26 protein-coding genes and 1 pseudogene are annotated in these 26885 nt (G+C 69.5%); 14 read left to right on the plus strand and 13 right to left on the minus strand.

The window, feature by feature from the left end; translation table 11 throughout:
- Positions 1–191 precede the first annotated feature (191 nt).
- From tpg to ACFV6V_RS16010, 3 genes are all read right to left on the minus strand, one after another.
- Entirely contained in the window at positions 192–692 is a 501-nt protein-coding gene (gene tpg, locus ACFV6V_RS16000) for a telomere-protecting terminal protein Tpg (RefSeq protein WP_385565018.1), read from the minus strand.
- A gap of 6 nt (positions 693–698) precedes the next feature.
- Positions 699–1864, minus strand: a protein-coding gene (locus ACFV6V_RS16005; RefSeq protein ID WP_385564806.1) for an IS3 family transposase whose coding sequence is annotated in 2 segments (ribosomal slippage) — positions 699–1577 and positions 1580–1864 — 1164 coding nt in all. Because the reading frame shifts where the segments join, the coding sequence is not laid out codon by codon here.
- 39 nt (positions 1865–1903) lie between these two features.
- Positions 1904–2113 carry a hypothetical protein gene (locus ACFV6V_RS16010; RefSeq protein WP_385564809.1) on the minus strand — a complete coding sequence of 70 codons (210 nt, stop codon included), beginning with the start codon at positions 2111–2113 and terminating at the stop codon, positions 1904–1906.
- 97 nt (positions 2114–2210) lie between these two features.
- Between ACFV6V_RS16010 and ACFV6V_RS16015 the strand changes: the two genes are divergently transcribed.
- Entirely contained in the window at positions 2211–2696 is a 486-nt protein-coding gene (locus ACFV6V_RS16015) for a hypothetical protein (RefSeq protein ID WP_385564811.1), read from the plus strand.
- 92 nt (positions 2697–2788) lie between these two features.
- Here the strand turns inward: ACFV6V_RS16015 and ACFV6V_RS16020 are convergent, their stop codons facing one another.
- On the minus strand, positions 2789–3418 hold the full coding sequence (locus ACFV6V_RS16020; protein ID WP_385564814.1) for a winged helix-turn-helix transcriptional regulator: 630 nt from the start codon (positions 3416–3418) through the stop codon (positions 2789–2791).
- An 81-nt stretch (positions 3419–3499) separates the two neighbouring features.
- On the opposite strand from ACFV6V_RS16020, the gene ACFV6V_RS16025 reads away from it, so the two are divergent.
- The 7 genes and pseudogenes from ACFV6V_RS16025 (at position 3500) to ACFV6V_RS16055 (ending at position 10030) form a co-directional block, all read left to right on the plus strand.
- On the plus strand, positions 3500–4252 hold the full coding sequence (locus ACFV6V_RS16025) for an MBL fold metallo-hydrolase (RefSeq protein ID WP_385564817.1): 753 nt from the start codon (positions 3500–3502) through the stop codon (positions 4250–4252).
- Between the two features lie 23 nt (positions 4253–4275).
- Positions 4276–4920 (plus strand): NAD(P)-dependent oxidoreductase, encoded by a 645-nt coding sequence (locus tag ACFV6V_RS16030; protein WP_385564819.1) that lies wholly within the window; start codon positions 4276–4278, stop codon positions 4918–4920.
- A gap of 3 nt (positions 4921–4923) precedes the next feature.
- Positions 4924–6189: a multidrug effflux MFS transporter gene (locus tag ACFV6V_RS16035; RefSeq protein ID WP_385564822.1), complete on the plus strand. Its 1266-nt coding sequence runs from the start codon at positions 4924–4926 to the stop codon at positions 6187–6189.
- Positions 6190–6536: 347 nt separating this feature from the next.
- The gene (locus ACFV6V_RS16040; RefSeq protein ID WP_385564823.1) at positions 6537–7073 is read left to right on the plus strand and encodes a DUF4240 domain-containing protein; all 537 of its coding nucleotides are present in this window, start codon (positions 6537–6539) and stop codon (positions 7071–7073) included.
- Positions 7074–7409: 336 nt separating this feature from the next.
- Positions 7410–8058, plus strand: a pseudogene (locus ACFV6V_RS16045) (ATP-binding cassette domain-containing protein); the annotation flags it as partial.
- 30 nt (positions 8059–8088) lie between these two features.
- Entirely contained in the window at positions 8089–9396 is a 1308-nt protein-coding gene (locus tag ACFV6V_RS16050) for a nucleoside transporter C-terminal domain-containing protein (protein WP_385565021.1), read from the plus strand.
- Positions 9386–10030 carry a GAP family protein gene (locus ACFV6V_RS16055; RefSeq protein WP_385564826.1) on the plus strand — a complete coding sequence of 215 codons (645 nt, stop codon included), beginning with the start codon at positions 9386–9388 and terminating at the stop codon, positions 10028–10030. Before ACFV6V_RS16050 ends, ACFV6V_RS16055 begins: the two co-directional genes overlap by 11 nt.
- Before the next feature lie 887 nt (positions 10031–10917).
- Here ACFV6V_RS16055 and ACFV6V_RS16060 read toward each other — a convergent pair.
- Both ACFV6V_RS16060 and ACFV6V_RS16065 read right to left on the minus strand, forming a co-directional pair.
- Positions 10918–11697 carry a hypothetical protein gene (locus ACFV6V_RS16060; RefSeq protein ID WP_385564829.1) on the minus strand — a complete coding sequence of 260 codons (780 nt, stop codon included), beginning with the start codon at positions 11695–11697 and terminating at the stop codon, positions 10918–10920.
- 758 nt (positions 11698–12455) lie between these two features.
- A complete protein-coding gene (locus ACFV6V_RS16065) occupies positions 12456–13025 on the minus strand; it encodes an RICIN domain-containing protein (protein ID WP_385564832.1) in 570 nt (189 codons plus the stop codon).
- 242 nt (positions 13026–13267) lie between these two features.
- Here ACFV6V_RS16065 and ACFV6V_RS16070 point away from each other — a divergent pair, with 242 nt between their 5' ends.
- Positions 13268–14305 (plus strand): ATP-binding protein, encoded by a 1038-nt coding sequence (locus ACFV6V_RS16070; RefSeq protein WP_385564834.1) that lies wholly within the window; start codon positions 13268–13270, stop codon positions 14303–14305.
- Positions 14302–14961: a response regulator gene (locus ACFV6V_RS16075; protein WP_385564837.1), complete on the plus strand. Its 660-nt coding sequence runs from the start codon at positions 14302–14304 to the stop codon at positions 14959–14961. Before ACFV6V_RS16070 ends, ACFV6V_RS16075 begins: the two co-directional genes overlap by 4 nt.
- Positions 14962–15178: 217 nt before the next feature.
- Here the strand turns inward: ACFV6V_RS16075 and ACFV6V_RS16080 are convergent, their stop codons facing one another.
- Positions 15179–16270, minus strand: a complete 1092-nt coding sequence (locus tag ACFV6V_RS16080) for a Fic family protein (protein WP_385564839.1) — start codon at positions 16268–16270, stop codon at positions 15179–15181.
- Entirely contained in the window at positions 16270–17049 is a 780-nt protein-coding gene (locus tag ACFV6V_RS16085) for a DUF6426 family protein (RefSeq protein WP_385564842.1), read from the minus strand. The genes ACFV6V_RS16080 and ACFV6V_RS16085 overlap by 1 nt, the downstream gene beginning before the upstream one ends.
- A gap of 205 nt (positions 17050–17254) precedes the next feature.
- Here ACFV6V_RS16085 and ACFV6V_RS16090 point away from each other — a divergent pair, with 205 nt between their 5' ends.
- Positions 17255–17716: an Lrp/AsnC family transcriptional regulator gene (locus tag ACFV6V_RS16090; RefSeq protein WP_385564845.1), complete on the plus strand. Its 462-nt coding sequence runs from the start codon at positions 17255–17257 to the stop codon at positions 17714–17716.
- 165 nt (positions 17717–17881) lie between these two features.
- On the plus strand, positions 17882–20692 hold the full coding sequence (locus ACFV6V_RS16095) for a LuxR C-terminal-related transcriptional regulator (RefSeq protein ID WP_385564848.1): 2811 nt from the start codon (positions 17882–17884) through the stop codon (positions 20690–20692).
- A 237-nt stretch (positions 20693–20929) separates the two neighbouring features.
- On the opposite strand, the gene ACFV6V_RS16100 is transcribed toward ACFV6V_RS16095, so the two are convergent.
- Positions 20930–21253 (minus strand): hypothetical protein, encoded by a 324-nt coding sequence (locus tag ACFV6V_RS16100; protein WP_385564851.1) that lies wholly within the window; start codon positions 21251–21253, stop codon positions 20930–20932.
- Between the two features lie 49 nt (positions 21254–21302).
- A complete protein-coding gene (locus ACFV6V_RS16105) occupies positions 21303–21692 on the minus strand; it encodes a class I SAM-dependent methyltransferase (RefSeq protein ID WP_385564854.1) in 390 nt (129 codons plus the stop codon).
- Between the two features lie 371 nt (positions 21693–22063).
- Between ACFV6V_RS16105 and ACFV6V_RS16110 the strand changes: the two genes are divergently transcribed.
- Positions 22064–22687 (plus strand): hypothetical protein, encoded by a 624-nt coding sequence (locus ACFV6V_RS16110; RefSeq protein ID WP_385564857.1) that lies wholly within the window; start codon positions 22064–22066, stop codon positions 22685–22687.
- Between the two features lie 506 nt (positions 22688–23193).
- Here the strand turns inward: ACFV6V_RS16110 and ACFV6V_RS16115 are convergent.
- Complete coding sequence (locus ACFV6V_RS16115; RefSeq protein WP_385564860.1) at positions 23194–23667, minus strand: hypothetical protein; 474 nt, start codon at positions 23665–23667, stop codon at positions 23194–23196.
- 740 nt (positions 23668–24407) lie between these two features.
- Here ACFV6V_RS16115 and ACFV6V_RS16120 point away from each other — a divergent pair.
- Positions 24408–25208, plus strand: coding sequence for a class I SAM-dependent methyltransferase (locus ACFV6V_RS16120; RefSeq protein WP_385564862.1), 801 nt, complete (start codon positions 24408–24410; stop codon positions 25206–25208).
- A gap of 331 nt (positions 25209–25539) precedes the next feature.
- Here ACFV6V_RS16120 and ACFV6V_RS16125 read toward each other — a convergent pair whose 3' ends face one another.
- Together ACFV6V_RS16125 and ACFV6V_RS16130 are read right to left on the minus strand one after the other, a co-directional pair.
- Positions 25540–26211 carry a TMEM175 family protein gene (locus ACFV6V_RS16125; protein WP_385564863.1) on the minus strand — a complete coding sequence of 224 codons (672 nt, stop codon included), beginning with the start codon at positions 26209–26211 and terminating at the stop codon, positions 25540–25542.
- Between the two features lie 355 nt (positions 26212–26566).
- Positions 26567–26869 (minus strand): WhiB family transcriptional regulator, encoded by a 303-nt coding sequence (locus ACFV6V_RS16130; RefSeq protein ID WP_385565025.1) that lies wholly within the window; start codon positions 26867–26869, stop codon positions 26567–26569.
- Positions 26870–26885 lie beyond the last annotated feature (16 nt).

A 26885-nucleotide genomic window follows, 5' to 3' on the forward strand; every position in this document is an offset into this window, starting at 1 on the left:
CACCCTCGGCATGAGCTTTTTGAGCCACACCCGCCACCCCTGGGCCTCCCGATCGTACGAATGAGCGGAACGGACCCGCCAAGAAGGTAAGGAGCTTCTTCAGCTTGGGCTTCAGCGGAGATCTGCGCGATGGCCTGACCTGCGCAGTTGCTCCGGCAGTGTCACCCCGATCGGTGGGCGGGTTGAAGAGCTCAGTACTTCGCATCGATGTAATCGATGCCCGTCACCTCGACCTCCTCCAGCTGCTGGGCGCGGGCGCCGCGCTCCTGGAAGTACAGCTCTTTGGCAGCCTGGGCAAGGACCTCGTTCGGGCTCTCTCTGCTGCGTCCGGCCTGGGCGTCCAGCAGACGACCGGCCCACGCAGGGGGCAGGTGGAGGGTGAGCAGCCGGAAACGGGCTTCGTCGGCGGTGCCGACGGGGGCCTTGTAGCCGAAGGTGGCGCGGAACTCGACGGTCATGCCGGTCTGCGCGGCGGCGCGCTGCCGGGCCCGTTCCCGCACGCGGGGCTGCCAGCGGGAGCGGACGGCTTCGTTGATGCGGTCCTGCACCGGCTTGGGTGGGTGCTTGCGGGCCCCACGGCGGTAGCGGTTCACGCTGTCCGCGGTGACGCCGAGCTCGGCGGCGACCGCGCGGGCGGAGCCGAGCTGCCGCATCAGGTAGTTGATCGGGTCTGATGCAGGTTTGGGTGACAGGTTGAGTCACGCGGCCGGGAGGGCCGGTGTGGTCATGACGGTCTCGAATTCGACGGGGGTCAGTCGGCCGAGTGCGGCTTGCCGGCGACGGCGGTGGTAGGTCCGCTCGATCCAGGTCACGATGGCGATCCGTAGTTCCTCGCAGGTGGCCGCCCACTTCCTGCGGTCGAGGACGTTCTTCTGCAGCAGGCTGAAGAAGGACTCCATGGCTGCGTTGTCGCCGGCTGCCCCGACTCTTCCTATCGATCCGGCCATCCGGTGGCGGTCGAGCGTCCGGACGAACTTCCGGGACCTGAATTGCGAGCCGCGATCGGTGTGCAGGATGCAGCCGTCGACGTTTTCACGCCGGGTCACGGCGTTGTCCAGGGCGGTCACGGCCAGGCGGGACTTCATCCGCTCGTCGATGGAGTGGCCCACGATCCTGTTGCTGAAGGCGTCCTTGATCGCGCAGAGATAGAGCTTGCCGTTGCCGGTGGCGTGTTCGGTGATGTCTGCGAGCCAGAGCCGGTTCGGGCCGGCCGCGGTGAAGTCACGCCGGACGAGATCGTCGTGCACTGGCGGGCCGGCCTTCTTGCCCCGGCCGCGCTTCTTGCCGAACACGCTCCACCAGCGGTGGTCCCGGCAGATCCGCCACGCCGTCCGGTCCGCCATCGCGGCCCCGGTGCTGCGGGCCTCGTCGGCCAGGAAGCGGTAGCCGAACTCAGGGTCCTCACGGTGGGCACCGAACAACGCGTTCGCGCGATACGCCTCAGCGAGTACGGCGTCGGTCACCGGCTTGTCGAGCCAGTGGTAGTAGGGCTGTCTGGCGAGCTTCAGGACCCGGCACGTCACCGTGACGGGCACCCCGTCCCCGGCCAGCTCCTTCACGAGCGGGTAGATCCTTTTCCCGGCAGATGCGCCTGCGGCAGATAGGCCGCGGCCCGCCGCAGGACCTCGTTCTCCTGCTCCAGCAGCTTGATCCGCCGACGTGCTTCCCGCAGTTCCGCGCTCTCCTGGCTGGAGATTCCGGGCTTGGAACCGTCATCGATGCCCGCCCGACGCATCCACTTCCACAACGTCATCGGGCGAAACCCGAAATCGGTGGCCACCTGCTCGACCGTCACACCTGGGCCGCGGTTCCTCGCGACCCGCACGACGTCCTGGCGGAACTCTTCCGGATAGGGCTTGGGCACAGCGACATCCTTCCCACCTGCCCTACAGGGCAAGCCAGTTCAGATGTCACCCGATCGTGCGGCAGACCCGCCGATCCCGAGCAGAGACCCCGCTAGGAGGAGATCCACGCGAACCTGCTCGACCGGCTCCAGGAGGCCAAGGAACAAGGCTGGCTCGGCGAGATCGCCGCGATCGAGGCCAGCCTCGCCGCCGCCGAGCAGAAACTCGCCGCCATGCGCGACCTCGCTGCCCAGCACACCACCGTCCACCTGGGCATGCCAAATCTCCGTGGCGTCGTTGCGCGCATCGGCTCCGAGCAGCGAAACGAGGATGCGAAGGGGCAGTCCTGAGCACTACAACGAGAGGATGACCGTCTTCCTTTGTTCCAAGTGCGGCACCGCGATCACGCCGGAGTTGGCCGAGCTTGCCGCCATTCCTTACCTCTCAGACGACGAGCGCGACCGGGACAAGGAGACACGCCGGGCACCTTCCACCGTTCCGCAGGGCCACTACGCGATCGATCCCGAGCCCTGGGGACCTCCCTACGTCGTGCAGGACGATCAGGAGCACCCGAAGCCAGCTCAGTCGCGCGGACCCGTGGTCTGCCGTAAAGAAGGCTTCGTCATCTCGGCCGGCAGCCGACACACAGTGCTGGTGCACCCTGATGACGCCAGCGGCCTTCAGCCGCTGCCCAACTGGGAGAACAGCAATGGGTGCTGCGGACCGACAGGCGACGAGGGACTCAACCGGGCCTGCCCCTGCGGCGCTCCGGTCGCGACACTCGCGGCCGACTGTTTCGGGCCCTTCGAACTACACCTCGACCCCGTCCGGACCTACGCGTTCTCCCAGTAAGACCGCGAAGCCTGCTCCCGCAGGCTCACCAAATGAGATGACGTCTCAACGCCAACGGCTGTACCGCTGGTCCTACCACTCTCACACCCGGATCAGCGGGGCAGGATGCGCAGTACTGCCTCGTGTTCGCCGCTGAGCCGCAGGCCTTGCTGTACTGCGGCGCTCAGATCGAGGTCGCCGAGCAGGGTCGCGGCCAGCAGGTGCGGCGGTCCGGTCAGGGACGCGGTGGGGTGGTCGACCCGGCCGGCGTGGGTGTGCACCGAGCCGTCCTTGACTTCGATGACCAGGTCTTCGTTGCCGTCGGCGTGCAATTGCAGGGCGATTGCCGGCTGGTCGGGGCGGTGGTCGGTCAGTGCCCGGGCGGGCATGTCCAGCCAGTGGGTGCGGAAGGTGTCGCTGCTGGCCGGCTCACGCAACAGCGGAATTCCCCATCGGCTCAGTTCCTGCAGCACCGGCTCCAGCTCGCGGCCACGCTCGGTGAGGGAGAACAGGGTGGTGGCCACCGGCGGCGGGGCGGCCTCGCGGTGGATCAGGCCGACTTCCTCGAGTTCGCGGAGCCGGTCGACCAGCAGGTTGCTGGCGATCCCGGGCAGCCCGTTGCGCAGGTCGGTGTGCCGGCAAGGACCCAGGGCGAGCAGTTCGCGGACGATCAGCAGGGTCCATCGGTCGCCGATGGTGTCCAGTGCTTTCGCGATGCCGCAGTACTGCCCGTAGGTGCGCATGTCACCACCCTACATCGTGGCGTTGAGATTCAAAACTCTCTTGTTGACTTTCTCAACAACGTCGGTCTAGCGTCGCTGCCCATGACCACCACCCTTTCGGTGCGTCGGCTGGCCTGGGCCGGCGTCGAGATCCGTCTCGGCGACACCCGCCTGCTGATCGACCCGCTCGAGAACGTCGCTCCGCTGGCACCGGTGATGGGACCGCCGCACCGGCCGGTCGACCCGGTCGATACCCCGCCCGGCACCCACGCCCTCATCACCCACCTGCACCCCGACCACTACGACCACGACCTGATCGCCCGGATCGCGGCCACCGGCACGATCGGCTGCCACACCCCGAGCGCGGCCGGGCTGCGCGAGGCGGGCATCACCCCCGTTGCCCAGGACCTGGGCCAGTCACGGCGCATCGGAAAGCTGACCGTCACCCCGGTGACCTCGCTGGACTGGCGCGGCAACGACTGTGACCAGGTCGCCTGGGTCGTCGAAGGCACCGGCCGGCGGGTCATCCACTGTGGCGACACCCAGTGGCACGGCAGCTGGTGGCAGATCGCCCGCGACCACGGCCCGTTCGACGTCGCGTTCGTCCCGGTCAACGGCGTCATCGCCCACTTCGAGGGCTACGCGGCCAACGTCCCGGCGACCATGACCCCCGAGCAGGGCGTCGAGGCCGCCGTCGCACTCGGCGCCGGCACCGTCTGCGCCATGCACTACGGCCTGTTCCACAACCCGCCGTTCTACACCGAACAACCCGACATCGAGCAGCGCTTCCAGCACGCCGCCGACGAGCGGGGCATCACCGCGGCCATCGTCGCCGACGGCCAGCCGGTCCTCTGACCATCAGAAAAAAGGAGCAACACATGAAGATCGTCCTGTTTGGTGCCAGCGGCAACATCGGTCGGCCCACCACCGAGGAACTACTGCGGCGCGGCCACACCGTCACCGCGGTCACCCGAGCCGGCCACGTCGACGGCCTCGCGCACAAGGCCCTGACCGTGACCACCGGTGACGTCACCGACCCCGCGGCGGTCGCCGGCCTCGCCGCCTCCCACGACGCCGTGCTCTCGGCCGTCGGCCCCCGGATCGGCCAGGAAAGCGATCGCGCCACGATCGTCGGTGCCGCCCGTGCGCTGATCGACGGACTTCGCCGAGCCGGCGTCACCCGCCTGGTCACCATCGGCGGCGCCGGTAGCCTGCGCACGCCGACCGGCGCCCGGGTCATGGACGACCCGGACTTCCCCGCGCTGTGGAAGGCCAACGCCCAGGCCCAGTCCGAAGCGCTCGACCTCTACCGCGGCGTGCACGACCTCGACTGGACGTACGTGTCGCCCGCCGCGGTCATCGGAGCGGGCGAGCGGACCGGGGCCTACCGCAGCGCCGGGGACACCCTGCTCACCGACGACGACGGCAACAGCCGCATCTCGTACGCCGACTACGCGATCGCCTTGGCCGACACGATCGAGAGCGGCACCGCGATCCGCCGCCGCATCACCGTGGCGTACTGAGCCATGAGCAACGACGCCGCCGGCCGGCACACCCGATTCATCCTCCTGCTCGCAGCGCTCGTGGCCCTGGGACCACTGTCCATCGACGGCTACCTGCCCGGACTGCCGGACCTCGCCGACGACCTGCGCGCCAGCGCCGCGGCCACCCAGCTCACCATCACCGCCTGTCTGGCCGGGCTGGCCATCGGGCAGCTGATCGCCGGGCCGCTGAGCGACACCTACGGCCGGCGGCGTCCCTTGCTGGCGGGCCTCGCCCTCTACACGATCGCCAGCGCGCTCTGCGCGGTGGCGCCCGACGTCCGGACCTTCGTCGGCCTACGCCTGGTCCAGGGCATCGGCGGGGCGTTCGGCATCGTCATCGCCAACGCCATGGTCCGCGACCGCACCTCCGGAACCCGCACCGCACGTCTCTTCTCCGCACTGACCTTGATCACCGGCCTGGCGCCGGTGTTCGCGCCGGTCCTCGGCGGCCAGCTACTGCGCGTCACGGCCTGGCCTGGAATCTTCGTGGCCCTGGCCGTACTCGGCGCCGTGATGCTGGCGGCCTCCGCCGCAGGACTGCCGGAGACCCGGCCCTCCGCGTCACGCCAGCCGCTGCTGGCTGTCGTCGGGCAGCTGCTCAGCGACCGGGTCTTCACCGGGTACGTCCTGGCCAACGGCCTGGTCTTCGCGGCGATGTTCGCCTACATCTCCGGCTCGCCGTTCGTCCTGCAGGAAATCCACGGCCTGTCACCGCAGCAGTACAGCGCCGTGTTCGCCGTCAACGCCGCCGGACTCATTGCGGCCGCCCAGATCAGCGGCCGGCTGGTGGCCCGGGCCGGCGCCCGCGTGCTGCTGCTCGCCGGTCTGCTGGGCGCGACAGCCGGTGGCACCACGGTCCTGGGCGCGGTGCTGACACGGGCACCCCTGCCCGTGCTCCTGCTCGGCCTGTTCGTCCTGGTCTCCAGCGTGGGCCTGGTCATGCCGAACGCCGCGGCCCAGGCCCTGGCCGACCACGGCGGACACGCCGGGTCGGCCGCCGCTCTGCTCGGCTTCAGCCAGTTCATGTTCGGCGGGGCACTTGCTCCGCTGGCCGGCGCGGGTGGCGCCACCGACGCCTTGCCGATGGGAATCATCGTCGCCGTGCTGCCGGCGCTCGCTCTGCTCACACTCGGCGTCCTCACCCGGTCGATGCCCGGTGAGCGCACTCGCAGGCCGGCTCGCCAAGGATCTGCCGGACACCGGCGACCGCGCCGGCACATCGATCGCAGACGAGCCGGCATCCAGTGAATCGGGCCAGCGTCTGGCGAACAGGGTGATTCCGCGATCAGCGTGACAGACGTACGACGACGGTCGGGTGCGGCGACGCGTGGAACGCGAAAGATCGGCGTCCCGCCGCAACAAGGCAGGACCTCCGCGATCCGCCAGCTCGTCCTCCAAGCCCCGGCACCCATCATCGCGAAGGCCCTCGGCTACCACGACAAGACCGCCACCCGCCTGGTCACCGAAGCCGGAGGAACCTGGAGTCGATATGCACCTGGCGACCACACACGCTGACAGGAGCGACGTGGCTGCTCTGGTGAGCCAAGCTCCCGCGACCGGCCCGATGTCAGTGCCAGGTGGCAGGCTCTGCCTCCATGAACAAGCAGCACTTCTGGCAGCTCATTGAGGCAGCCCGCAATCAGGCGTCCAACCCGAACGACGGCGAAGCGGTCGCTCGCGAGGCGACCTCGCTGCTGGCCTCCCGGCCGGTCGAGGAGATCGTCGCAGCTGAGCAGGTTCTGTGGGACCTGATGGTTGACTCCTACAGCAATCCTCTCTGGGCCGCTGCTTACCTTGCCAACGGTGGGTGCTCTGACGACGGCTTCGACTACTTCCGCGGCTGGCTGATCGCTCAGGGCTGTGAAGTATTCGAGCGCGTAGTCGCTGATCCCGATGCCCTGGCAGAACTGCCCATCGTTCAAGCCTCCGCAGCCGACGGCGTCGACCTGGAGGGTGAGGACATGCTGGGCATCGCCTGGAACGCACACATCTCGGCGACCGGTGATCAGCTCCCAGCGAGCCCACCCACCATCCGCTACCGGGAGCTGGACCCCACCTGGAACTTCGATTTCGATGACCACGACGAAATGACCCGCCGACTGCCCCGCTTGGCAGCTCTCTATCTGGAGTAAGCGGACGTTCGCAGTCACAAGACGAGGTCCAACAGCAGAGAACGAGACTCCCGGATCACTGTCGGTCATCTCATCGGGCCATACACACGCCTCGGCTGACGAATACGCGACACCTCAACATGCGCGCCTACGCGGCCGACTGCCCCGCAGTCGATCACGGAGGCGCCCGCGGGCAGGTCACTGGGACTCAGATTACCTTCATCAGGAAGGCCGCAGACGGCAGGCCCATTGGCTCCCGCCGTGGCAGCCTAGGCGCTGCTAATGGTTCCTGAAAGTGCAGCCATAAGCGCAAAGGCCGTGGCGGATCTGCCTATTCTGACGCGATTATGTGCAGTCCTTCCACCACTGCGGAGCGGGATAGAACTACGCGACGTCTGGTTCCGGTACTCCGGTGACCACCCCTGGGTGTTGCGGGGCGTCAGCCTCACCATCCCGTACGGCGCGTCCGTCGCTCTTGTCGGTCTCAACGGAGCCGGCAAGTCCACCCTGGTCAAGCTGCTGTGCCGGTTCTACGACCCTACGCGCGGCACGATTCTGTGGGACGGCGTGGACATCCGCGACGTCGACCCCACCGAACTGCGGCGTCGCACCAGCGCCGTCTTCCAGGACTACATGCATTACGACATGACCGCAGCGGAGAACATCGCCCTCGGCGACATCGACGCCCTCCATGACGTCACGCGCCTCACTCGCGCCGCGGGCGGGAGTCCACGACAGCCTCAGCCAGCTGCCGCACGGCTACCAGACACTGCTGACCCGGATGTTCGTCACCGAGTGCGACCGAGACAATCCCGGCTCAGGTGTGGTGCTCTCCGGAGGTCAGTGGCAACGCGTCGCATTGGCACGCGCCTTCCTACGCGACCGACGCGAGCTGATGATTCTCGACGAGCCATCGGCAGGCCTCGACGCCGAGGCCGAGCACGAGATCCACGCCTCACTGCGGCGCCACCGCGCAGGCCTCGACTCGCTGCGGCTTCTGGGCCGTGCATCGAAATGCAGCTGCGAGTACGACCCGATGGATCTTGGTCGGAAGATAGTCGGTCTCCGGCACAAGCCACGCGGCACGCCGCCACGGCGGGCTGTCGGCGTGACCGCACGCTGCGGGCCTGCCGACGGTCTGGCCAGCGCACACGCGGTCATCCGCCCCGCCTCGACCGGCCCGCCGCACTGGGAGTGGGCGCATCGTTCTCAGCGACGCGGATGCCGACGGTTCGAACGAGGCCGTGGACCTCACCGGGCCGTTCTCGGCACCTGGAGGATCACCGAACGCTGGCATGCGGTGGCGCCGGGGACGACAGGTCGACTCCGCCGCCGGGAAATGGGGCTCGGCATGCCCGAGGAGTTCGATACGGAGGTCCACTGCCACGTGTGCGACGCTCTGCGGAGCGACCATGACGAGGTGCGCGAAGCAGCGCTCATCGCCACAACATGCCAGCCCTGGGACGAGTATGTGGATCCGGTCAGGCCTTTGATGCGGGAAGGACTGTATGACACCCTCGCCGAAACCGCACGGGTGGATCCTGGACGCGTTCGCAGCAGCCGACGCGTGCGCCGCGGCAGCCCGCGTCAACTCCGTCAGGATCCGGGGCACCTGGCCGTCGTCTGTGGTGGCGTTGACCGGCCCGGTCGTCACCAGTCGGGCCAGCGTGGTGGCGGCACCTCGACCACACCATCGGATCCGAGCCAGCGAGCCACGGCCGGAGTCGGTCGACGTCATCGAGGCACTCGCCCGCCGCGCGCTGAACGACGGCCGCCTTGCGGTCGTCGTGGGCAGGCGGCTCATCGGGTTCGTGGCGCTGATCGCCCTGGCCAACGGCTCCTTCGGGGTGGCGGGAAGCTGGTTCGGCATCGACGATGGGGTTCCAGCGGGTACGGGGCGTGGATCTTCGCGCCGGTGGCGTGGCTCGGCGGGGTGCCGTGGGACGAAGCCTCGGCGGTGGACAGCCTCCTCGGACAGAAGTCCGTCGTCGACGAGTTCGTCGCCTACGCCTCCTTCGACCCGCAGATCCATTCCCTCGAACCCAAGGCCGTGCTCAGCACCACCTTCACCCGCGCCGGCTTCGCCACCTCCGGATCCATCGCCATCCGGCTCGTCTCCTTCGACGCGCTGGCACCCGAGCGAGGGGCGATGTGGCCCGGTTCGGCCTTCTGGCCCTGCTCACGGGGACGCCGGCCGACCTCAGCAACGCGGCCATCTTCGGTATCGTCAGCTGATCCGTACGCCTCGTGGGGCCCGGGCTGGTGGCCATACCGCGCGGGGTGGCGCAGCGCGCCGGTGGGCATGACCGGCACGGGAGAAACGGAGGCGAGCGGTGCTCGGTGAAGTGCTGCCCCTGGCCGTGGTGATCGCCGTGTCACCGTTCACGGTGATCCCGGCCGTCTTCATGCAGTTCACCCCCCGCGCCCGCCCCACCAGCATTGCCTTCCTCACCGGGTGGATCATCGGGGTGGCCGTCCCTGCCGCACTATGCGCCGTTGCGGCCTCCGCGGTGGGATTCGCCTCGCACGACCGCCCCTGGACGGCGTGGGCCCGGATCGGGCTGGGTGTGTGTCTGATCGCGCTGGGGATCCGCCAGTGGTTGGTCCGGCACGGCAAGGCGCCCCCTCGGTGGATGCGGCTGCTCAGCGAGGCCAGTCCCAGCCGGGCGTTCCGGCTCGGCGTTCTGCTGGCCCTGGCCAATCCGAAGATCTTCCTGCTGTCGGCGGCGGCCGGGCTCGCCGTCGGCACGGCCGCTCCGTCGCTCGCGGGGGCGGTGGCCGGGCTGGCTGTTTTCACGGCAGTCGCGGCCAGTACCGTAGCCCTGCCGGTGCTGCTGCACACGGCGGTCGGTCCGAAAGCCCTAGGACCGCTGGCGCGGGCCAAGGAATGGCTGGAGACCCATGCGGCGGCGGTCATGGCCTGGGTGATCATCGCCATCGGCATGCTGCTGCTGGCGGAAGGGGTAGCGGGCATCTGATCCGTGCCGGAACACCCCGCCCACTGGATGCCGGCCAGCTCCTCCGATACCGCCCACATGCAGGCGGCGACCCCCGTTCAGACCACGGGCCAGGCACCCCGGCCCCTGCCCTGAACAGCAAGGCCACAGGAGTGCTATGTACCGTCGTGAGAGCGCTGGGCTGCCAGGGGGAGGCCGTGCCCCGTGGGCAGGCTCTTCTACGACCCAGCCGGGATGCGCAGCCACCTGAACGACCACCTGCCAGTCGGTGGCGGACCGAACTACCGCCTGCAACCTGGGCATCGGCTGACCGATGATCTCAAAGGACCAGCAGCGACGAAGTCCGCCGACCCCCACAGGACGCCGACTCCGCTGGCCAGGCAGCGGTCCGGGCGAGCAGCCCAGCCATGAGCCCCATACGCTCCCGGGTGGCGTCCAAGTCACTGCCAGCTGCACAAGCAACACCGGGAGCACAGCGCGGAGGCCTCGCCGACGCGCCACCCTTGCCCTTCCCCCGCCAGCCCGCACCGACCCGCCTCATCACTCCTTCTCCACCATGGCCAGGGAACAGAAGGACGCAGAGGGGGGTGTCGGCGAACCCACCACGCACTGTCCAAGGCGCCGCGCCGAGTGGTGGCGCTCCCCTGCGCACCTGGTGGGAGCAGGGCTTCCCGGGCCCTTCGCCTGCCGCAGCGGCGGGAAGCTCCCCCGCTGCATCAGCGACTCCTTGCCGACGCGCTCGGCGCCGGGGCGTCCTATGGCCTGGTCCTAACCCGACGGCGCCCACGAGGTGTCGCGCCTCAGCCGGTACCCGGACTTCGCCACCGCGCTGGGGTATTAGAGGTCATCTCTTTGGCGAGTCTGCGGTAGCAGATGAGGGTGCGGGCGGCAATGTTGGTCGCACCCGTTCAGCCAGTCGCAGTGTTCTCTGTCGCCTCGCGTGCCTCGGTGAGGGCTCGCTGCCTGAGGTTGCCGCCGAACAACTGAATCGTGGTGGCAGCCAGGATGTCTTCCCTGCCGATGGTCCGCCTGTCTCCCCTGCGGGCGGACAGAGACGGAAGGGCATCCTTGAGGAACGGGGGTGGGGCAGGTTCGCCCGAGATCGCCAGGGTGACCGTACCGAAGCGTTTGACCCCGCCCTCGCGGACAGCCATGGCGGCGTCCCGTGCGAGGTCCGTCAGGAACACGCTCGCGATTCCGTCCAGGTCGCGGACCATAGCCGGGACGGCCGTAGCCCCCCGGCTCCGTAGCAGCTTCTTGACCCCGGCCTCGAACCTGTGGGCGCCAACCACAGCACTCGGTTTCCGCGACCTGCTGCGCTTACGAGAAGGCACGATGACACCCTCGGCGTCGTACAGGACACCGGTCAGGCCTTGAAACGTCGGGCTGTGGTTGTACCACTTGTCACCCACCTCAAGCTCGACGTTCCGGTCTATCGCGGAGAGAAGGTCCCCGGGAATCAGCTTCCTCCGGGCCTCCTCCTCAGCCGCTCTCCTCGCGCCGTCGATGATCTCCGTCAGCACTGTGCGCGTCACCGACGCGGCGGCCCACGCGGCCGACCGAGAGACGTGCATCGGGGTCACGTCCCTGAACACCGCTTTGATGAGCGAAGGCTTGAACGGCGAGACATCCATGACCGAGGCGGTCTCGGGGCCGCTGCGCTCAGGGCGTCCGGGCTGTGCGGTCATCGGAAGAAACGCTCCTCGCCGTCGAAGTTGTCAAAGGCCCACGCTTCACCACGCAGACCCGCTCTCTTACCCCATCGTCCGTCAAGGTGACACCCGGTCAAGAGCCTGATGGGCACATCCCAACGACCGGCCGATGATTGGCCCCCCGGTAGGTGCGTCGGCACGCCTGAGTTCCTCGGATTCGTCCTGGTTGCCGCGGCTGCCGTCAGATGCGCAGCGGTGCGGCTCGTCGGCCGCGTTCGCGTTCGTCGCCTCCGGTTCGACGAGTCCGCTGATCTCGAATCGGTCCCGTTGACGTGGGTGGGAATCGGGTCGGCGGCGACGATGGCGACGTGATGTCCTGGTTCCCGGAGCCGACGATGGCGGTACCGCGGATCTCCACGCATGGTGGCGAGGCCGAGGACCGTGACGCCCCGCGAGTCAGGAGGAGCGAGATCCCCTGGCCTCGCGGGGCGGTGATCACCACCGGTCCCGAGGGCAGCACACGGAGGGGCACTGCGCGGCATACTGACCTTTCCTCAGTTCGGTGGGTGTGGTGGGACCCGGCTTCGACGACGGGCTGATCCGCATCGTTGCTGAACGCATCGTCAGCTGGGGGCGGTGAGGTGGGCAGTCGAGCGGAAGCCGCCGAGTGCCGGTGGGCCTTCGCTCACGAGGACGGCAGAAGGCCGCGGTCCGCCCCCGTCGGGACCGCGGCCTTCAGGATGCCGAAGCTGTTGCCGAGGACCCTGCCGTCAAGGGTCGGCACGTCCGGTGGTTCAGCCCCAGACGCTGGTGTAGTTGTACTGGCGGTCGTACAGGGGGGTCCACAGGCTCGGGTACGGCTCGCTGATGTTCCCGCACGGCCGCAGCTGGATCGCGCTGCGGCGACCGGTGTCGTGGAGGCACTTGCCGCTGGACGCCTCGACGATCTCCCAGTGGTCGTTGCCACGGTCGACCCAGCGGAAGTGCTGGCCGGGGCCCTGGCAGTAGCCCAGCACGATCGGGGTGCCGTCGGCGGTGGACGCGTTCTGGGCGCCGATGCAGTACTTCCCGTAAACGCCGATCATGAACAGACCGGGTGTGCCGGAGGGAGTGAAGTAGAAGCGCTGGTGGAGCCGGCCCTTGCAGTCGAAGCGCTGGATGACCGCGCCCGGGCTCTGCGACTCGCCGCGCACGTCCATGCACTGCCACGAGTACGAGGCCCGCATCTCGTAGATGGCGGCGTTGTCGATCCACGACGTGTAGCGGATGGGTGGGTCGGCCGCGCCGGCCATGCCGGGGAGCAGTACGACGAGCAGCGATGCCAGGACCGCGAGTATGCCCCCGCGGTGCACACTTCGAGCCACTTTGCCTCCTTGTTTGCCCGGATTCGGAGCGGCGCCGCGACCCGACGCAGTGGTCTGATGGCTCGCGTGTCCGGCGCCCGCTCCGAAACCTACGGGCGCCGACCGTGGGGCTGCACCGCCGGTTCAGGGGGGTTGCGTGACAGGGAGAGGCGTGCCGTGAGCCTGGGGTCGGGGCTCCAGCGGGCCCAAGGGTTCATGATCCTGGCCACCGGTCTGTACCGGGCCAGCCATCTGAGGCCGCCGTGCTCGTCGTGGTCCAGCACCAGCGGGCGAGTCCCGCTGCCTGGGCGGGACTCGCCGTCGCACTGGCGGTGAGCCTGCTGGCCTATGGCAGCGCCCGCGCACAGGGCTGGTTCGGCACCTGGCCAGCGCTGGCGGACGTGGTGCTCGCGGGGTGCGTGCTGCCGTTCGCGGTGTACGCGGGAGGAGTGCACGAACCGGCCGACCTCGCCTGGGTGATGCTGCTCGGCGGATCGGCGAGCGCGCTGGCCGCCGTCGCGTTCCGGAAGCCCGCCGCCGTGACCGGTGCGGTCACGGCACTGGTCGTGACGCACGCGGCGGCATACGTGCCGACCAGGGCGGGCGTCGCCGTGATCGCCGCACACCTCAACGCCGTCTTCTTCTCGGCCGTGCTCGCCCGCGTCTTCTGGTGGTACTTGCGGCGCCAGGGCAGGCTGCTGGACACAGCGACCGCGCAGGCGCTCGAAGCAGAAGCGGGCCGCGCCCGGTACGCGGAGCGGATCGCCCATCACCGGGCGCTCCACGACACCGTGCTGGCGACACTGACCGCGATCGCGAGCGGGCGGGCCGACGCGGGCGCGCCTCTGGTACGGGAACGCTGTGCCAGGGATGCGGCCTATCTGCGCCGCCTCATCCAGCAGCAGGGCCAGGAGGACGACGCCCCGGCAACGGCCGCGGCGATCGAGGGCGCCGTGCGTGCGGCGGAGAGCCTGGGCCTGCGGGTGAGCACCCAGTTCGACGGACTGGTCCAGCTGCCGGCTCATGCCGCCGCCGCTCTCGCCGACGCGGCCACCGAGGCGCTCAACAACGTGGCGTGCCACGCAGGCACCGGCCATGCGTACGTCACCGTCACGGGCGAAGGCAGCCGGGTGGTGGTGACCGTGGTCGACCGTGGTGTCGGCTTCGACCCGCGCACCGTCGACAAAGGGCTCGGACTGCGCTTCTCGGTGGGCGCGCGGATGCGCGAGAGCGGCGGCGCGGCCGACGTGGACAGTGCCCCGGGCGAGGGCACCCGTATCGAACTGCGCTGGCCCGCATGATCACGGTCGCCGTGGTGGACGACGACCGCATGCTGCTCGACGGGCTGCGGGTCTGGCTGGACGGCGTGCCGCAGGTACGGCTGGCGGCGGCCGCCCGCACCGTGGACGAACTCGTCACCAGGGCACGCGCCGCCAGCGGCGGGCTCCCGCCGCCGCTGCCCTTCGACGTCGTCCTGCTCGACCTGGTGCTGGGCGACGGCTCGCAGCCCGCGGAGAACATCCGGCGGTTGCGAGCCGCGGGGCCGCGCGTGCTCGTCATCAGCACCGTCGCCGACCGCCGGCGGATCGTCGCCGCGATCACGGCCGGTGCGGAAGGCTATCTGACGAAGGACCACGATCTGGCCACCCTGGTGAAGGCGGTCGAGGAGGTCGCCGCGGGCGGTACGCCGCACTCGGCGGAGCTGGCGTTCGCCTTGGCCCACGACGACGGTCCCGCACGTCCCCGGCTCGCCCCGAAGGAACTCCAGGTACTGCTCGAGTACGCCTCGGGCCTCACCCTCAAGGCCACGGCCCGGCGCGTGGGGGTGAGCCCGCACACCGCCAAGTACTACCTCGACCGGGTCAAGGACAAGTACCAGCAGGCCGGCCGCCCTGCCTACACCAAGATCGATCTGGCGGCGCGGGTCCGTGAAGACGGCTGGGCGCCGGACGGCTGAACCGCCCGCGCTCGACGAGGCGCTCGGGCGGGTCGGGCGTGCAGGGAAGTCGCCGCGCGGCGGGCTCGCACCGCCGGCACCAGCGACTGAGGGCTCAGGGTGAGTCAGGTGTGCCGTTCGCTGAGCGTGCCATCGGAACCTCTGCGGCCGCGGGACGGATGTGCTGTTCCTGGGGCACGCTTCCTCCAGCCGGTCCCGTGTCATCTGCTGGTGAGGCTCAGTACCCGCTTTGCTGCGGCGGGCGGGTGCCGTAGGCCGTTTCCAGGACGGCCAGCGACTCAGGGTGGACCACTGCCTGCGGCAAGCGCGGGTGGGGAGACAGGATCCCCGCGGCCTGCAGACGAGCGAGGGCCCGTTCCGGATCGTACGGGATCCGGCCGCGCAGCCATTGCGCCGATACCGCCGGGGAGGAGCGCAAGCAGGTGAGGACCGCCGTCGCGACGGTCTCGCCGCCCGCCTGGTGAATCGCAGAGTCGATCAGGCGGCCGTACTCCGTGACAGTGGTGATCCGTTGGCGGGCGGTCTCGGCGACCGCCCGCGCGAACACCTCACCCCACACTTCCCAGTGGCCCAGCGCCGCGGCGACCACGGCCTCGTCATGCTCGATTCGGTGGTGGTGAGTCCAGCCCTCCAGGTCGAGGAGCAACCCCGGCATCAGGTCGGCGGCCACCAGGTCGCACTGGGCGAGCAGACGTGCCGTCCGACCGTTGCCGTCAGGGAACGGATGGATCGTGAAGAGGCACAGCATGCTCAGCGCCGCCGCGTCCAGGGCCGGTGACGTGGTACGAGTCCCCCACTGATGCCAGCGCTCGACATGGTGGCGCAGAGGCCGGCCGGGGGCGACGTCGATCGCGAAGCAGCGCCCGTCGGCCCAGGTGACCTTGGCGGGGGCGTGGCGCAGACCGCCTCCCCCGGGGATGCTGGGATCGCCGTGGACGAGCAGGCGGTGCAGTTCAGCGAGAGCGTCCGGGGTGAAGCAGGGCCGCCGGTCCGGGTGTTCGAGTCGCTCGACGCGGACCGAGTGCACGGCCGCCAAGCCTGCCGCCGCCCGTTGTTCGGCCGCCGCAGCGATCCGCTCGACCTCCCGACCGCCGTGCGCGGCGTCGAGGTACCGGCTGTGGACCTTCGTACGGAAGCGGGGACGCTGGAAGAGGTCGGGATTGCCGAGGTGGCGCCCTACGGCCACGCTCAGCGCGGCCAGGGCGTCCAGTGCCGCCGTCCGGGCCCTAACGGGGATGGCCTCGGCGTCGATCGGCGGTACGACGGGGGAAATCCGTCGTACCGCCGGGCGAGTCGGGTTGAACGACATCAGCAGGAGCGCCCGGTCTGTACTCCGGTGGGTGCCGTCACGTTCACGTACTCGGTGTTGTAGCGGCCACCCGCGTCCGAAGTGGTGACGGCGTAGACGTTGGTCTGGTACTCGACGAACAGGCCCCAGCTCTCACCGGGGTTGAGAGTGACTTCCACGCCGTAGGTGCGGGTGGTGGTGGTGTTGAGCTCGGCGCCGAGGGTGGCGGAGAGCACCTCGCCCGCCGAGGCCGAGAGGTTTGCGCTCACCTTGAACGACACGCTGTAGCTGACGGTGTCCGACAGCTTCTGGGCGACGTTGGAGTTGTTGCGGTAGCAGTTCTGGGGCTCCTCCCACTTCCGACCCTTGCTGTGCACGGTGGCGCTGCGGCCTCCTCCGCCGCCTTCGCCGCCGCCCCAGCTGAAGCTGGGGATGTAGGGGTCTGTGGGCATGATCGGTGGCGGCGCGGCCTTCCCGACGATCACGACCGTGGGCAAGGTGGCTGTCACAGGGTCGCCGATCTGACCGGAGCTCACGTCGGGGTCGCCGCCGTCCGAGGCGCCTCCCCCACCGTCGTTGCCGCCGCCGTCGTCGTTGCCATCGTCGCCAGGGTCTCCCTCGCCGCCCGGGTCGTCCCAGTCACCGGGGTCGTGCTCGCCCTCGTCATCATCGTGCTCGTCGCAGGCGGATTGGGAGTCTTCCTCGCAGGCGTAGGCGGTGTAGGGAACGGTCGCGGCCGGCACGGTGGTGAGGACGGCGGCGCCGAGTGCGGCGGCCGCCGCCATGGATCTGAGTCTCACGGCTTCTCCAGATCGGACGGTGAGGAGCTGACGGCACCGGAGTCTTCCCGGGGCGGCCGGCGCCACACAGCCGTAGAACTACTGAATGCATTACGGAGTCTCGTGGCCGGCGCACTCTCCGAACAGCCGGACCGGCACACTCCAGGAGCCCGGCTGTTGGTACGGTCACCGCGGTCCCCCGCCCCTGGAAGGAAAGGCGGTGCCCGTGACGGCCCGCATTGAACTGGACACCGTCGACCGGACCTTGATCCGTCTGCTCCAGCAGGACGGTCGCGCCTCCTACACCGATCTCGGCAGAGAGGTGGGGCTGTCGGCCCCCGCCGTGCGGGCGCGGGTCGCACGGTTGACGGAGAACGGCCTGCTGCAGTTCGCAGCGGTGACGGACCCCCTGCGGCTCGGTCTGCCTGTCATGGCGTTGCTGGGCATCAAGGTGCATGGCCTTCCCCGCGAGGTCATCGCGGCGCTGGAGCGCATCCCAGGAGTGATCTACCTCGTCGCCACCGCGGGTTCCTTCGACCTGTTCGCCGAAGTCGTATGCCGCACCATGGACGAACTGTTCGTCATCATCAACGACGAGATCAGGACCCTTCCCGGTGTGCGAGAGGTCGAGTCGTTCCCGTACTTCGGCATCCATGTGCACCGGTTCACATGGGACGTGCCGGAGTGAACCCGGCCAGGCCTGGAGTAGCACTTTCGATTCGAAGTGCAAGTCGAGGAAGTAGTTCCGAAACTGCTGTGGAGTCGTTCGTGCGCTCTCGATAAGGTGGTCCCGGTCGCTGTCGGGTGGCCCTGTGCCGGATGGGCCGAAGCTCTCGGCCGAAGGGGAGGTGCTGTGTTCGTCGTGCCGTCGCCCGCCCCGGACGGTCCGCTGGCCGCGCGCGAAGCAGAGATCGGCCAACTCACGCACTCCGTCGCAGCCCTGGCCCAAGGTCATGGGGCCGTCGTGGAGATCGCCGGGGAACCGGGCACCGGCAAGACACGCCTCCTCTCGGCGCTGGCCCAACTAGCCGTGCACCGCGGCATTCCGGTGACCAGAACCTATTCCTTGCAGACCCCTCACACCCCCTTCCAGCTCTTCCACGACGCCCTGGGTGCCGCACGACCGCCGGACCAGGAGGCGTACCGGGACGGGCTCCGCGAACGGCTCGCACCCACCTTGCTGGTGCTCGACGACCTGCACGGGTGCGACCGGCCTTCCCTGGACCTGGTGCTGCGCCTGCTCCGCTCCCCGCTGCGCCGATTCCTCCTCGTCGTGGCGCACCGCCCCCGGCAGAGCCCGCCGGCCCTGCTGGCCGCTCTGGACCACGGAGTCCGGACAGGCACCGTGGCACGGCTGGAGCCCGGGCCGCTGGACGTCCGCGCGGTGGCGGCCCTTCTCAGGGCCTGGCGCACGCAGGGCAGTGCTCCGGAGAGGCCGGCCGATGGTGAACTCGACTCGCTCGCTGCCCGGTTGACCCTCGCGTCCGAGGGCAACCCTTGCTACCTGCGGCTGCTCGTCGCGGCCCGCTGGGACCCCGAAACCTGGCCGGAGCGTGCCGGGGCTGACAGCCAGGGCCTGCTCCGCGAGGCGGTGTCGGTGGTCGCCGAACTCGATGCGCTCACTCCGGAGGCGGCCACCGCCGCCAGAGCCTCGGCCGTCCTCGGCGGGGCGTTCCGGTTGGAGGACGTCGACCGGATCTCTGGGCTCGGCCCGCAACGCACCCTGGAGGCGTTCGCCGAACTGACCCGCGCGGACCTGATGCGCCCGGCGGGCCCAGGCGGGCGCCTGTCCTTCCGTCACCCGGTCATCGGACACGTCGCACACGACAGCGCCGACCTGTCTTCCCAACTGCGCGCCCACCGGCAGGCTCTGCGGATGGTGGAGGGACGCGGGGGCCGCGCGTGCGAACAGGCGCGGCACGCCGAGTACCTCGCCGGCACGGACGGTGCCGCTGCGTCGGGGATCCTGACACGGGGTGCTGCGGAGCTGGCCACTCGTGCGCCGGCGACCGCGGCTCGCTGGCTGCGCCTGGCTCTGGACTCCCTGCCCGACCGCGACCGTACGCCAGAGCGCCGAATGGACCTGGAAATCGCCCACTGCCGAGCGCTGATCGCCGCGGGACGCCTGGGAGTGGCCCGCGACCTCGCGCACGAACTACTCGCCGACCACCGCCCGCACCTGACACCGGCACAGCTCCTGAAGGCTCACGCGGTGTGCGCCGACGCCGAACGCCTGCTCTGCCGCTACGAGGAGGCCGAGGCCATCGCCCACAGCGGGATCGGCCTGCTGCCTCAGCCGCTTCCGACCGCCCTGTCCGCCGAGGCCGCCGAGCTCGTGTTCCAGTACGGCCTGGTGCACGTCCTGCGCGGCACCCACGACCAGGCGCGACCGCTGCTCCGGGCGGCGGCTCGGGCAAGGGTCGAGGCCGGGCCGACCGCCAGGGTCGCGTTGCGGGTCCTGAACGCCTTCTGCGACGTCTTCTCAGGTAACGTGACCGAGGGCTTGCCCGAGGTGGTGAGCTGTGCCCGGCTCCTGGACGCACTGCCCGACGGCGTCGCCGGACACACTCCTGACGTCCTCACCCTGCTCGGCTGCGCCGAGCTCTACCTCGAACGGTTCACCGACGCTCGCCGCCACCTCAGCAGAGGCCTGCACGGTGCGACGGGCGGCGCGCAGAAGCACATCCGCGCCCACCAGTTACTGGGTCTCACCATGATCGACCAGTGGGGCGGACGGCTCGATGACGCAGTACGAAGGGCTCAGGAGGCCGAGGAGCTGGCCCGTGCGGTCGGAGCGCCCGACGTGGTGAACCTGGCAACGGCAATGCGCGCCATGACGCTCGTCTGGGCGCGAGGGCGCCGGCATGCCGACGAGGCGGTGGCGCTCGCGGTCCGGGCGGTCGACACCGCTTCCCTCGGCCGCGGTTGGTGGGCCACGTCAGCGATCAGCCTGCTGGCACACGCCCAGCTGCTGGGCGGGGACCCCGCAGGATGTCTGCAGACCCTGCGGCAGGGTGGTGGCGGGGATGCGTTGCCGGAGGTCCAGCCGACCTTTCGGCCCTCATTGCTCGCCCTGATGGCGACGGCCACACTGGCGCAGGGCGACACCAAGGCGGCCCACCGGCTGCTGGACCGGGCGGACGCGGACGCGGCCCGGCTCGACCTGCCTCTCCAGTGGGCGTGCGTGCGGCGGGCGCGGGCCCAACTCCGCGCGGCACATGGAGAGCACGAACACGCCGTCGAACTGTTCGAGGCGGCCGCAGAGGGCTTCCGGGTGGCCGGACTTCCGCTGCAGCAGGCCTGGACCCTCGTCGCCGCAGCGCGTTCGACCCGTGCTGTCCGCAACGAGACAGCTGCCGTGCGGCAGTTGGAAGCGGCGGAGGCACTGGTCCGCCCCTACGGGGCGACCCTCGTCCAGGAAGAGGTCGAGCGCGTGAGCAGACAAATGTCAGCAGGCCCAGAGACGGCCGACTCCCGCTGCCTGCTCAGCGAGCGCGAACGGGAGATAGCCGAACTGGCTGCCGCGGGGCTGCGTTCCCGGCAGATCGCCGAGCGGCTCTTCCTCAGCCCCCGCACTGTCGACAGCCACCTGGCCCGGGTCTACCGCAAACTGGGCGTCTCCTCCCGCCTTGCCCTGGCCCACACACTCGCCCCGGGCACATGACCGCCGTCGTCCTGGCGTGGGCGCTAACGCCCGGGTGACCGCGGTGTGCTGGTGTATGGCGGCCACGGACCTCCCGGCCGGGGCACCGGCGCGGGGGAAACCGCCGCCGGTGCGAGCGGTACGAGACGCGGGGACGTCCGTATCGCCGCTGTGAACGCGAGGCCGAGCACTGCCTGGCCTTCGTCGGCATAGCCGCACCCCCGTCGGCTGCCGCCGCTTGAAGCGACGAAGCGCCTGTCACGAGCGCGAGAACACGGCCACGTCGTAGCGTTCGAGGACTGGCCGGGGCTTGTCCAGCGCCTCGCTCCGGGCCTCGGCCTCCAGTCGGACGAGGCCCTGGTGGACCTCCTCATCGGTGAGATAGGTGAACTTCGACTGAGGTCGGCCGATCAGCCTGGCGTGGTAATCCGCCAGGCTCGCTGCGACGGGCTGGGCGAAGGAGGTGACCTCGTCCCACGTGAACCCGGCAGAAACGAAGTCGGCGACCGCTTCCGCTTCGCCCGGGAAGCGGCGCTCGTCGATCGTCCGGAGCTGGGGCCCGGCAGTCGTACACCAGCGCATCCAGCCGTTCGCGGAACGTGGGGCGAACGACCACTCTCCCGCCGGGGCACTACGCGGACCAGCTCCCGTGCCGCTCGCGCGCGGTCGGGGATGTGATGGATGACGCGGACAGCAAGGCCAGGTCGAGGACGCCCGCATCGGCGGGCACCGCATCCGCCTCCCCCGGCAGACACCGCACCGCGGGATGCGGATGATGCCGTCGAACCTCGGCAAGCATCGCCTCGGACGCGTCGACGCCCGTCACCTCGCTTCCCTCGGTCCAGCGAGCCATCGCAGCGGAGAAGACACCCGTTCCCGACCCGATCTCGACGATGGAGGGCGCTGACCGCTGCGCATAGGAAGCGATCAGCTCGACCCAGGCCCGCAGCGAGGCTTCGGGCATCTCATTGTCACGCTCGTAGGCGCCGGCCAGTCGCTCATCGTCATAGACACGGCTCATGGGGCCAATCCTCACCCAGGGATCACACGTCGCCAAGGAGGCGGTGGCTGGCGCCGAGCCTTTGCTGTTGAGACGACCTCACGCCGTCGCAGCCCGAAGTCGTGCGCGAATAGCCAATTGAAGTCCGGAAGGTGAGGCCATACCCGCACGGAAGAACTGGTCGGGGAGGCGGTCCCGCATCCACACGGCTCTATTCAGACATGCAACTCACGTCATGCGCAGAATTGTTGAATGATACTCGATAACGCATCCGCAAAGGGGGCGCCGATGTCTCTTTCTGGTCGTTGACATGCCTCAAACAGCGGTGCGAGTGTGACGGCCGAACCGCGAGAGGTGCGGCATCGGGCCGCCCCTCGAGAGGAGGGAATTCCATGAGATCCATTCCGCTGTTCCGGTCGTTACCGGGCGGTCGTGTGAGCCTCGCAGTGATGATCGGCGTGAGTTCTCTGGCGCTGATGACTCCCACGTCGGCATCGGCGGCCGAAAGCGGAGCGTGGACTTATGTCAGCCCGCAGGAATGCACATTCAATAAAGGCGAGACAAACAGGTCTTCGACGGATCGGACCGTGGCATTCGGAAAGTCGGAGGTTCAGGCGTGGAAGGCTTCTGCGGCTGGCAGTTGCCGCCAGGTGAACAAGCTCCCCGCCGGATTCCTGCTCGCCTCCGCCGACCTGTACAAGTGGAATGACCAGCTGCGCGTATGGCAGCTCTGTCGTACCACCGGTCGCGTGACGAACAGCGCACCCGAAGACCGGCTGGAAGCGACCGTCCGCCTCACCGCCGATCTGATGCCTTGCGGCAGCGGTTGGTACGGCACCGTGGCCGGAGGCTGGCAGTACAGCCCCTCGAAGCGGGCGTGGGTGGGCGGCAGCGTCTGGTCCGGACATCAGCGCTTCGCTGCGACCTCGCAGTCGGAGACACCGCCGTCGCCGACCTGGGTCGGTGCCGACGGGGTGGTGGACTCCGGCACCGAGACCGCGGCGGTGACCGGCTAGCAGCCGGTCCCACCCATCCCGGCGAGGGCCGGGCGGCATGCAGCCCGGCCCTCTGCCTGCTCCGCGCAGGCGGGGGTGAGGTCCCGGTCAGGCCTCAGCGGAACGCTCCCGGCGACAGGGCCGGAAGCACACCACGGCCGGGTCTCCAGCCCGAGACGGGACCCGGCCGCCGCGAACAGCCGCGCTCAGCGGTCTTCCGCGCGCTTCGCAGAAGGTGGAAGGGCCATGTCGAGCAGGCTGTCGATGGTCTCGCCGTCCAGTTCGCTGTCCAGATGAAGCGAACCGCCGGAGCAGGCTACCGACCTGTCGGGGTGCCAGATCGAGACGCGTAACGGGCGATCAGCAGGATCTCGCCGAACAGCCGCGGTGTGGCGTCAGGGTCCCGCTGGATGTACCAGTTCAGGAGCTTGACCACGTCAGTCCTGATGTCCCCGAAGAGGGCTCATCCTTCCCCCGCCTCCCGGCCCTTGCCGCATCATCGGCGAGCCCGCCGACCACGGCCTCGATCAGATCGTGCGCATGGCTGAGACCGGGAAGAGGCTTCCGGGACCCTCCGTGAGAGCGACCGCAGGCCACCATGCGAGGGTCGCGGCGGCCTCATCGATGCTCTTCTCGCCGGTCCTGGCGAATCGCCGCTTGCTGCTCTTGGCGTCCTCGTCGTCGAGGCTGTCCTTGATGATCCCGGTCAGGAGGTTGTGGTCCGCGACGAGTCCGCGGGGGTGGGAGGTGCCGAACGACGTGGAGGCGGCGAGGAGGGCTGCTGGGCCGTCTGCGCTAGGGCGGCACTCAGCCCAGTCGCGGGCGACGGGTTCCAACCAGCGAGGACCGTCGGATGCCTCGGCCTGGGGCGGAGGCAGACGCCGCCGTCCCCGTTCCGGATGAGGAAGGTCTTCGAGGCCGATACCCGCGATCTCCGCCAGGCCGGTCCGGTCGACGAGGCGGGCCGGCTCCAGACCGGCGCTCGCAAGTCGACGACGCACTGATCGAGCGGGAAGGAGTCCGGCGTGCCGTGGCGCCGCTGGGCCCACAGGGCAAGGTGATCGCGCCAGTCGTGCGACAGCGGCTTCGAAGCGGTGAAGTCAGCGATCTTCGCGACGCGGACGCCGTCCGGTCTGGCGGGCTGCGCCAGGAGGTCGGCGGCGGTGACTGTGCTGGCGTCGCGGACCCGGCGGGGGTCGTAGCACTCGAAGGCACGGTCGAGGACCTGGCCGGGCCTGTGCCAGGCCGTGCCGTTCCACCAGTAGCCGCCGTGTCGGTAGAGGAATCCGCTGTTCCCGAACATCCACTCGTGGTGGAGGTCGCTCATGTCCTGGTCGCGGATCAGCAGGACGGTACGGCCGAAGTCGGGATGACGGTGCACGGCCCAGGCGTACGCACGGTTCTTCGGCTCGAGGTGAACGCCACCCAGCCGCCGTCCCCCAAGGAGTCTGTTCGCCCCCACAGGCCTTCGCCCTGGTTGCGCCCGGTGCGCTCGATCGCGTCCGGGTTGTCCAGCGGCAACCGCTCGTCGTTGATGAACGGCAAGGCGGCGCAGCACGCCCAGTCAAACACGGTCACAGAGACGAGGAATGACGTCCGTGGACACTCGGCCAGGGAACACAGCGCTCGGCCAGGTCGCGCCGGGGTGTCCGGGTCCGCAACCGCCGGAAGCGGGCGGCTCCGAGCGGTGTGGCGGCGCGGCGCGGACGAGGTTTCCCGAGGCGGCACTACCGTTACGGGGATGACGGGAATCGACCCCGACCGGCATTGGTCCGAGTCCATGCCGGCGGCCTATGAGCAGTACCTGGTGCCGGTGCTCTTCCGGCCCTTCGCCGAGGACCTGGCCGCCCGAGCGGTGGCACTCCGCCCTCGGCGGATCCTCGAACTTGCCGCAGGAACCGGCGTGTTGACTTCGGAGCTGCTCGCGACGGCGCCGTCGGCCGAGCTGACGGCCACTGACCTCAACGAAGGCATGGTCGCCCTGGGGTCGGGACTCGCCCCAGGCGCGGTCTGGAGCCAGGCCGACGCGCAGCGGCTGCCGTTCCCGGACGGAGGCTTCGACCTGGTGATCTGCCAGTTCGGCGTGATGTTCTTCCCCGACCGGGTCGCGGCCTTCACCGAAGTCCGCCGGGTACTGGCACCGGGCGGCCGGTTCCTCTTCAACACCTGGGGCCCGCTCGACGCGCATGCCTTCACAGCCGCAGTGCAAGCCGGACTCGAGCGGGCCTTCCCGACCGACCCGCCGCAGTTCCTCCCGACGGTCCCGCACGGCTACGCCGACCCCGCAGTCGTTGCCGCCGACCTGGCGGCCGCGGGGTTCACCATGGAGGAAGAACAGGAGCTGACGCTGGAGGGCCGCGCCGCGTCGGCCGCCGACGTCGCCATCGGGTTCCTCACCGGCACTCCGGTGTCCGCGGCCGTCGAGGAACGCGGCGACGGGCCGACCGTCCGAGCCACCGTCATCGAAGAGATGACGGCCCGTCTGGGCTCAGGGCCGGTAGCCGCCCCCATGACGGCGTACATCTTCCGCAGCACAGCCTGAACCCAGGAAGCCAGCACGCCGAGGGCGGAGTCCAGGCGTCGTCCTTACTCCGGGCTCGGACTCACCCTCTCCCCCCGACGGGATCAGCACGTCCCCACCCCTGCCGGGTTCATTTGCCACGGCCCGACCGGGGGAATCATGTTCTCGGTGAAGCCGCTGCGCACCGGCGTCCAGATGGAGCCCATGGCCACACCGTACGCGTGCGCACTGATGTCAACGGCGGGTGACGGCGCATCCCCGCGGCGTCAACGGTGCGGGACCAAAGTCGCGGTAGGTGGGGGGCGGGGAGTTCGGCGGCCTGGCGCAAGACGGACCATCGGCGAGCCGAGCCTCAGCAGCCGTTACCGCGCGTCGGGCGCCGCCTTGGAACCTCGCGACTCAGGGCGAGCCGTGCGAACGCATGGCCCACGGCACCCGAGAAGAACCAGAGGACCTGTACCCATGGCGTCAACCACGCGATCGGCATCGTCAGCCCCCAATAGCCTGTGACGACCCAGCAGGCGGTGCGCTCGAGGCGCTGAGCCGGCGTGTCATCGGACAGCGCGCCCGAGCGCGCCGCCGCGCTCTGGACGCCCGACCGGCAGAGCATGAGGAGGAACACAACCACGCCGAAGAGCAAGGTCGCCAGCGGGTTGCCGGGATGATGCCCCATGATCGCGGTGGCGAACGGCAGGAAACCCGCCAGGAGCAACAGGGGAAAGTGAAGCACCATCATGAGGCTGGGGACGTAGCTGAGTCGGTCGAGTACCGTGTGGTGCTGGCGCCAGACGATCCACAGCACGAAGAAGGCCAGGACGTAGGAGTAGAAGGCGCCGGCCTCGTGGACGAGGAACTGCCACAGGTGCGAAGCTGCCTGCGTGCCCGAAGTGTCGGGACCGAGGTCGAAGTAACTGCCTTCCGGCCGCGGAATCTCGATGACCAGCAACGTCATCGCGATGGCCAATACCGCATCGGTGAGAAAGCCCAGCCGCTCGGATGACTGTCCCGCTCGCGTTTGCTCCACCGTTTCGTCCTTCTCCTCGTGTCGGCAGCGTGGCTCGAGACTCCGGCACGGCGATGTCCACTCTCCAGGGCGTACGGGGACGGGGGCTGTCCAGCGCTGTCCGCTCCTGTCCGGTCTCCGTCGACCGGTATGCCGGCCTTCTGGAACGCGGGTCTTCCGGGCAGGTGTCAGAATCCAGAAGGTGAAGAAGGCCGCCTCGTTCGCGGACAGGCGTCCCGAGACCGCCGCCGAGCTCTACGCCACCGATGCCTTCGGCATGGCACGCCCCACCGACAAACAAGCCGGACCACCCAGGCCACGGCGGCCACAGGTGAACCCGGCACCCTCACCACTTGCGGTACGGACACCGCTTGCGTCAGCTCGCGCGGGGCTGCTCGCATGCGTGGCGGGCCTGCTCCAGCACATTGCGCCAGGAAGCGACGCCGGGTCGGCGACGCAGTAGTGCTCCACGCTCGCGTTCCGTCATACCGCCCCACACACCGAACTCGAGCCGGTTGTCGAGCGCCTCGACCAAGCACTCGGTGCGTACCAGGCACCCAGCGCAGAGAGTCGTAGCACGCCTCTGCTCAACAGCATCCGCGAACAAGTCTTCCGAGTCAGCCGCCCGAGCCTCAAGGTGAACCTCCCTTGGGAAGGGGCATGTAGTAACGCACCGTATGGTCCCAGTGTGGACG

Source organism: Streptomyces sp. NPDC059828 (assembly GCF_042731955.1).
Classification (GTDB): domain Bacteria; phylum Actinomycetota; class Actinomycetes; order Streptomycetales; family Streptomycetaceae; genus Streptomyces.

Coding starts and splice junctions, on each gene's coding strand:
- ACFV6V_RS16015 (WP_385564811.1), top strand. CDS start 2,211: ATGACCGTCTTCCTTTGTTCCAAGTGCGGCACCGCGATCACGCCGGAG.
- ACFV6V_RS16020 (WP_385564814.1), bottom strand. CDS start 3,418: ATGCGCACCTACGGGCAGTACTGCGGCATCGCGAAAGCACTGGACACC.
- ACFV6V_RS16025 (WP_385564817.1), top strand. CDS start 3,500: ATGACCACCACCCTTTCGGTGCGTCGGCTGGCCTGGGCCGGCGTCGAG.
- ACFV6V_RS16030 (WP_385564819.1), top strand. CDS start 4,276: ATGAAGATCGTCCTGTTTGGTGCCAGCGGCAACATCGGTCGGCCCACC.
- ACFV6V_RS16035 (WP_385564822.1), top strand. CDS start 4,924: ATGAGCAACGACGCCGCCGGCCGGCACACCCGATTCATCCTCCTGCTC.
- ACFV6V_RS16040 (WP_385564823.1), top strand. CDS start 6,537: ATGAACAAGCAGCACTTCTGGCAGCTCATTGAGGCAGCCCGCAATCAG.
- ACFV6V_RS16050 (WP_385565021.1), top strand. CDS start 8,089: ATGGATCTTGGTCGGAAGATAGTCGGTCTCCGGCACAAGCCACGCGGC.
- ACFV6V_RS16060 (WP_385564829.1), bottom strand. CDS start 11,697: ATGACCGCACAGCCCGGACGCCCTGAGCGCAGCGGCCCCGAGACCGCC.
- ACFV6V_RS16075 (WP_385564837.1), top strand. CDS start 14,302: ATGATCACGGTCGCCGTGGTGGACGACGACCGCATGCTGCTCGACGGG.
- ACFV6V_RS16080 (WP_385564839.1), bottom strand. CDS start 16,270: ATGTCGTTCAACCCGACTCGCCCGGCGGTACGACGGATTTCCCCCGTC.
- ACFV6V_RS16100 (WP_385564851.1), bottom strand. CDS start 21,253: ATGCGCTGGTGTACGACTGCCGGGCCCCAGCTCCGGACGATCGACGAG.
- ACFV6V_RS16105 (WP_385564854.1), bottom strand. CDS start 21,692: ATGAGCCGTGTCTATGACGATGAGCGACTGGCCGGCGCCTACGAGCGT.
- ACFV6V_RS16110 (WP_385564857.1), top strand. CDS start 22,064: ATGAGATCCATTCCGCTGTTCCGGTCGTTACCGGGCGGTCGTGTGAGC.
- ACFV6V_RS16120 (WP_385564862.1), top strand. CDS start 24,408: ATGACGGGAATCGACCCCGACCGGCATTGGTCCGAGTCCATGCCGGCG.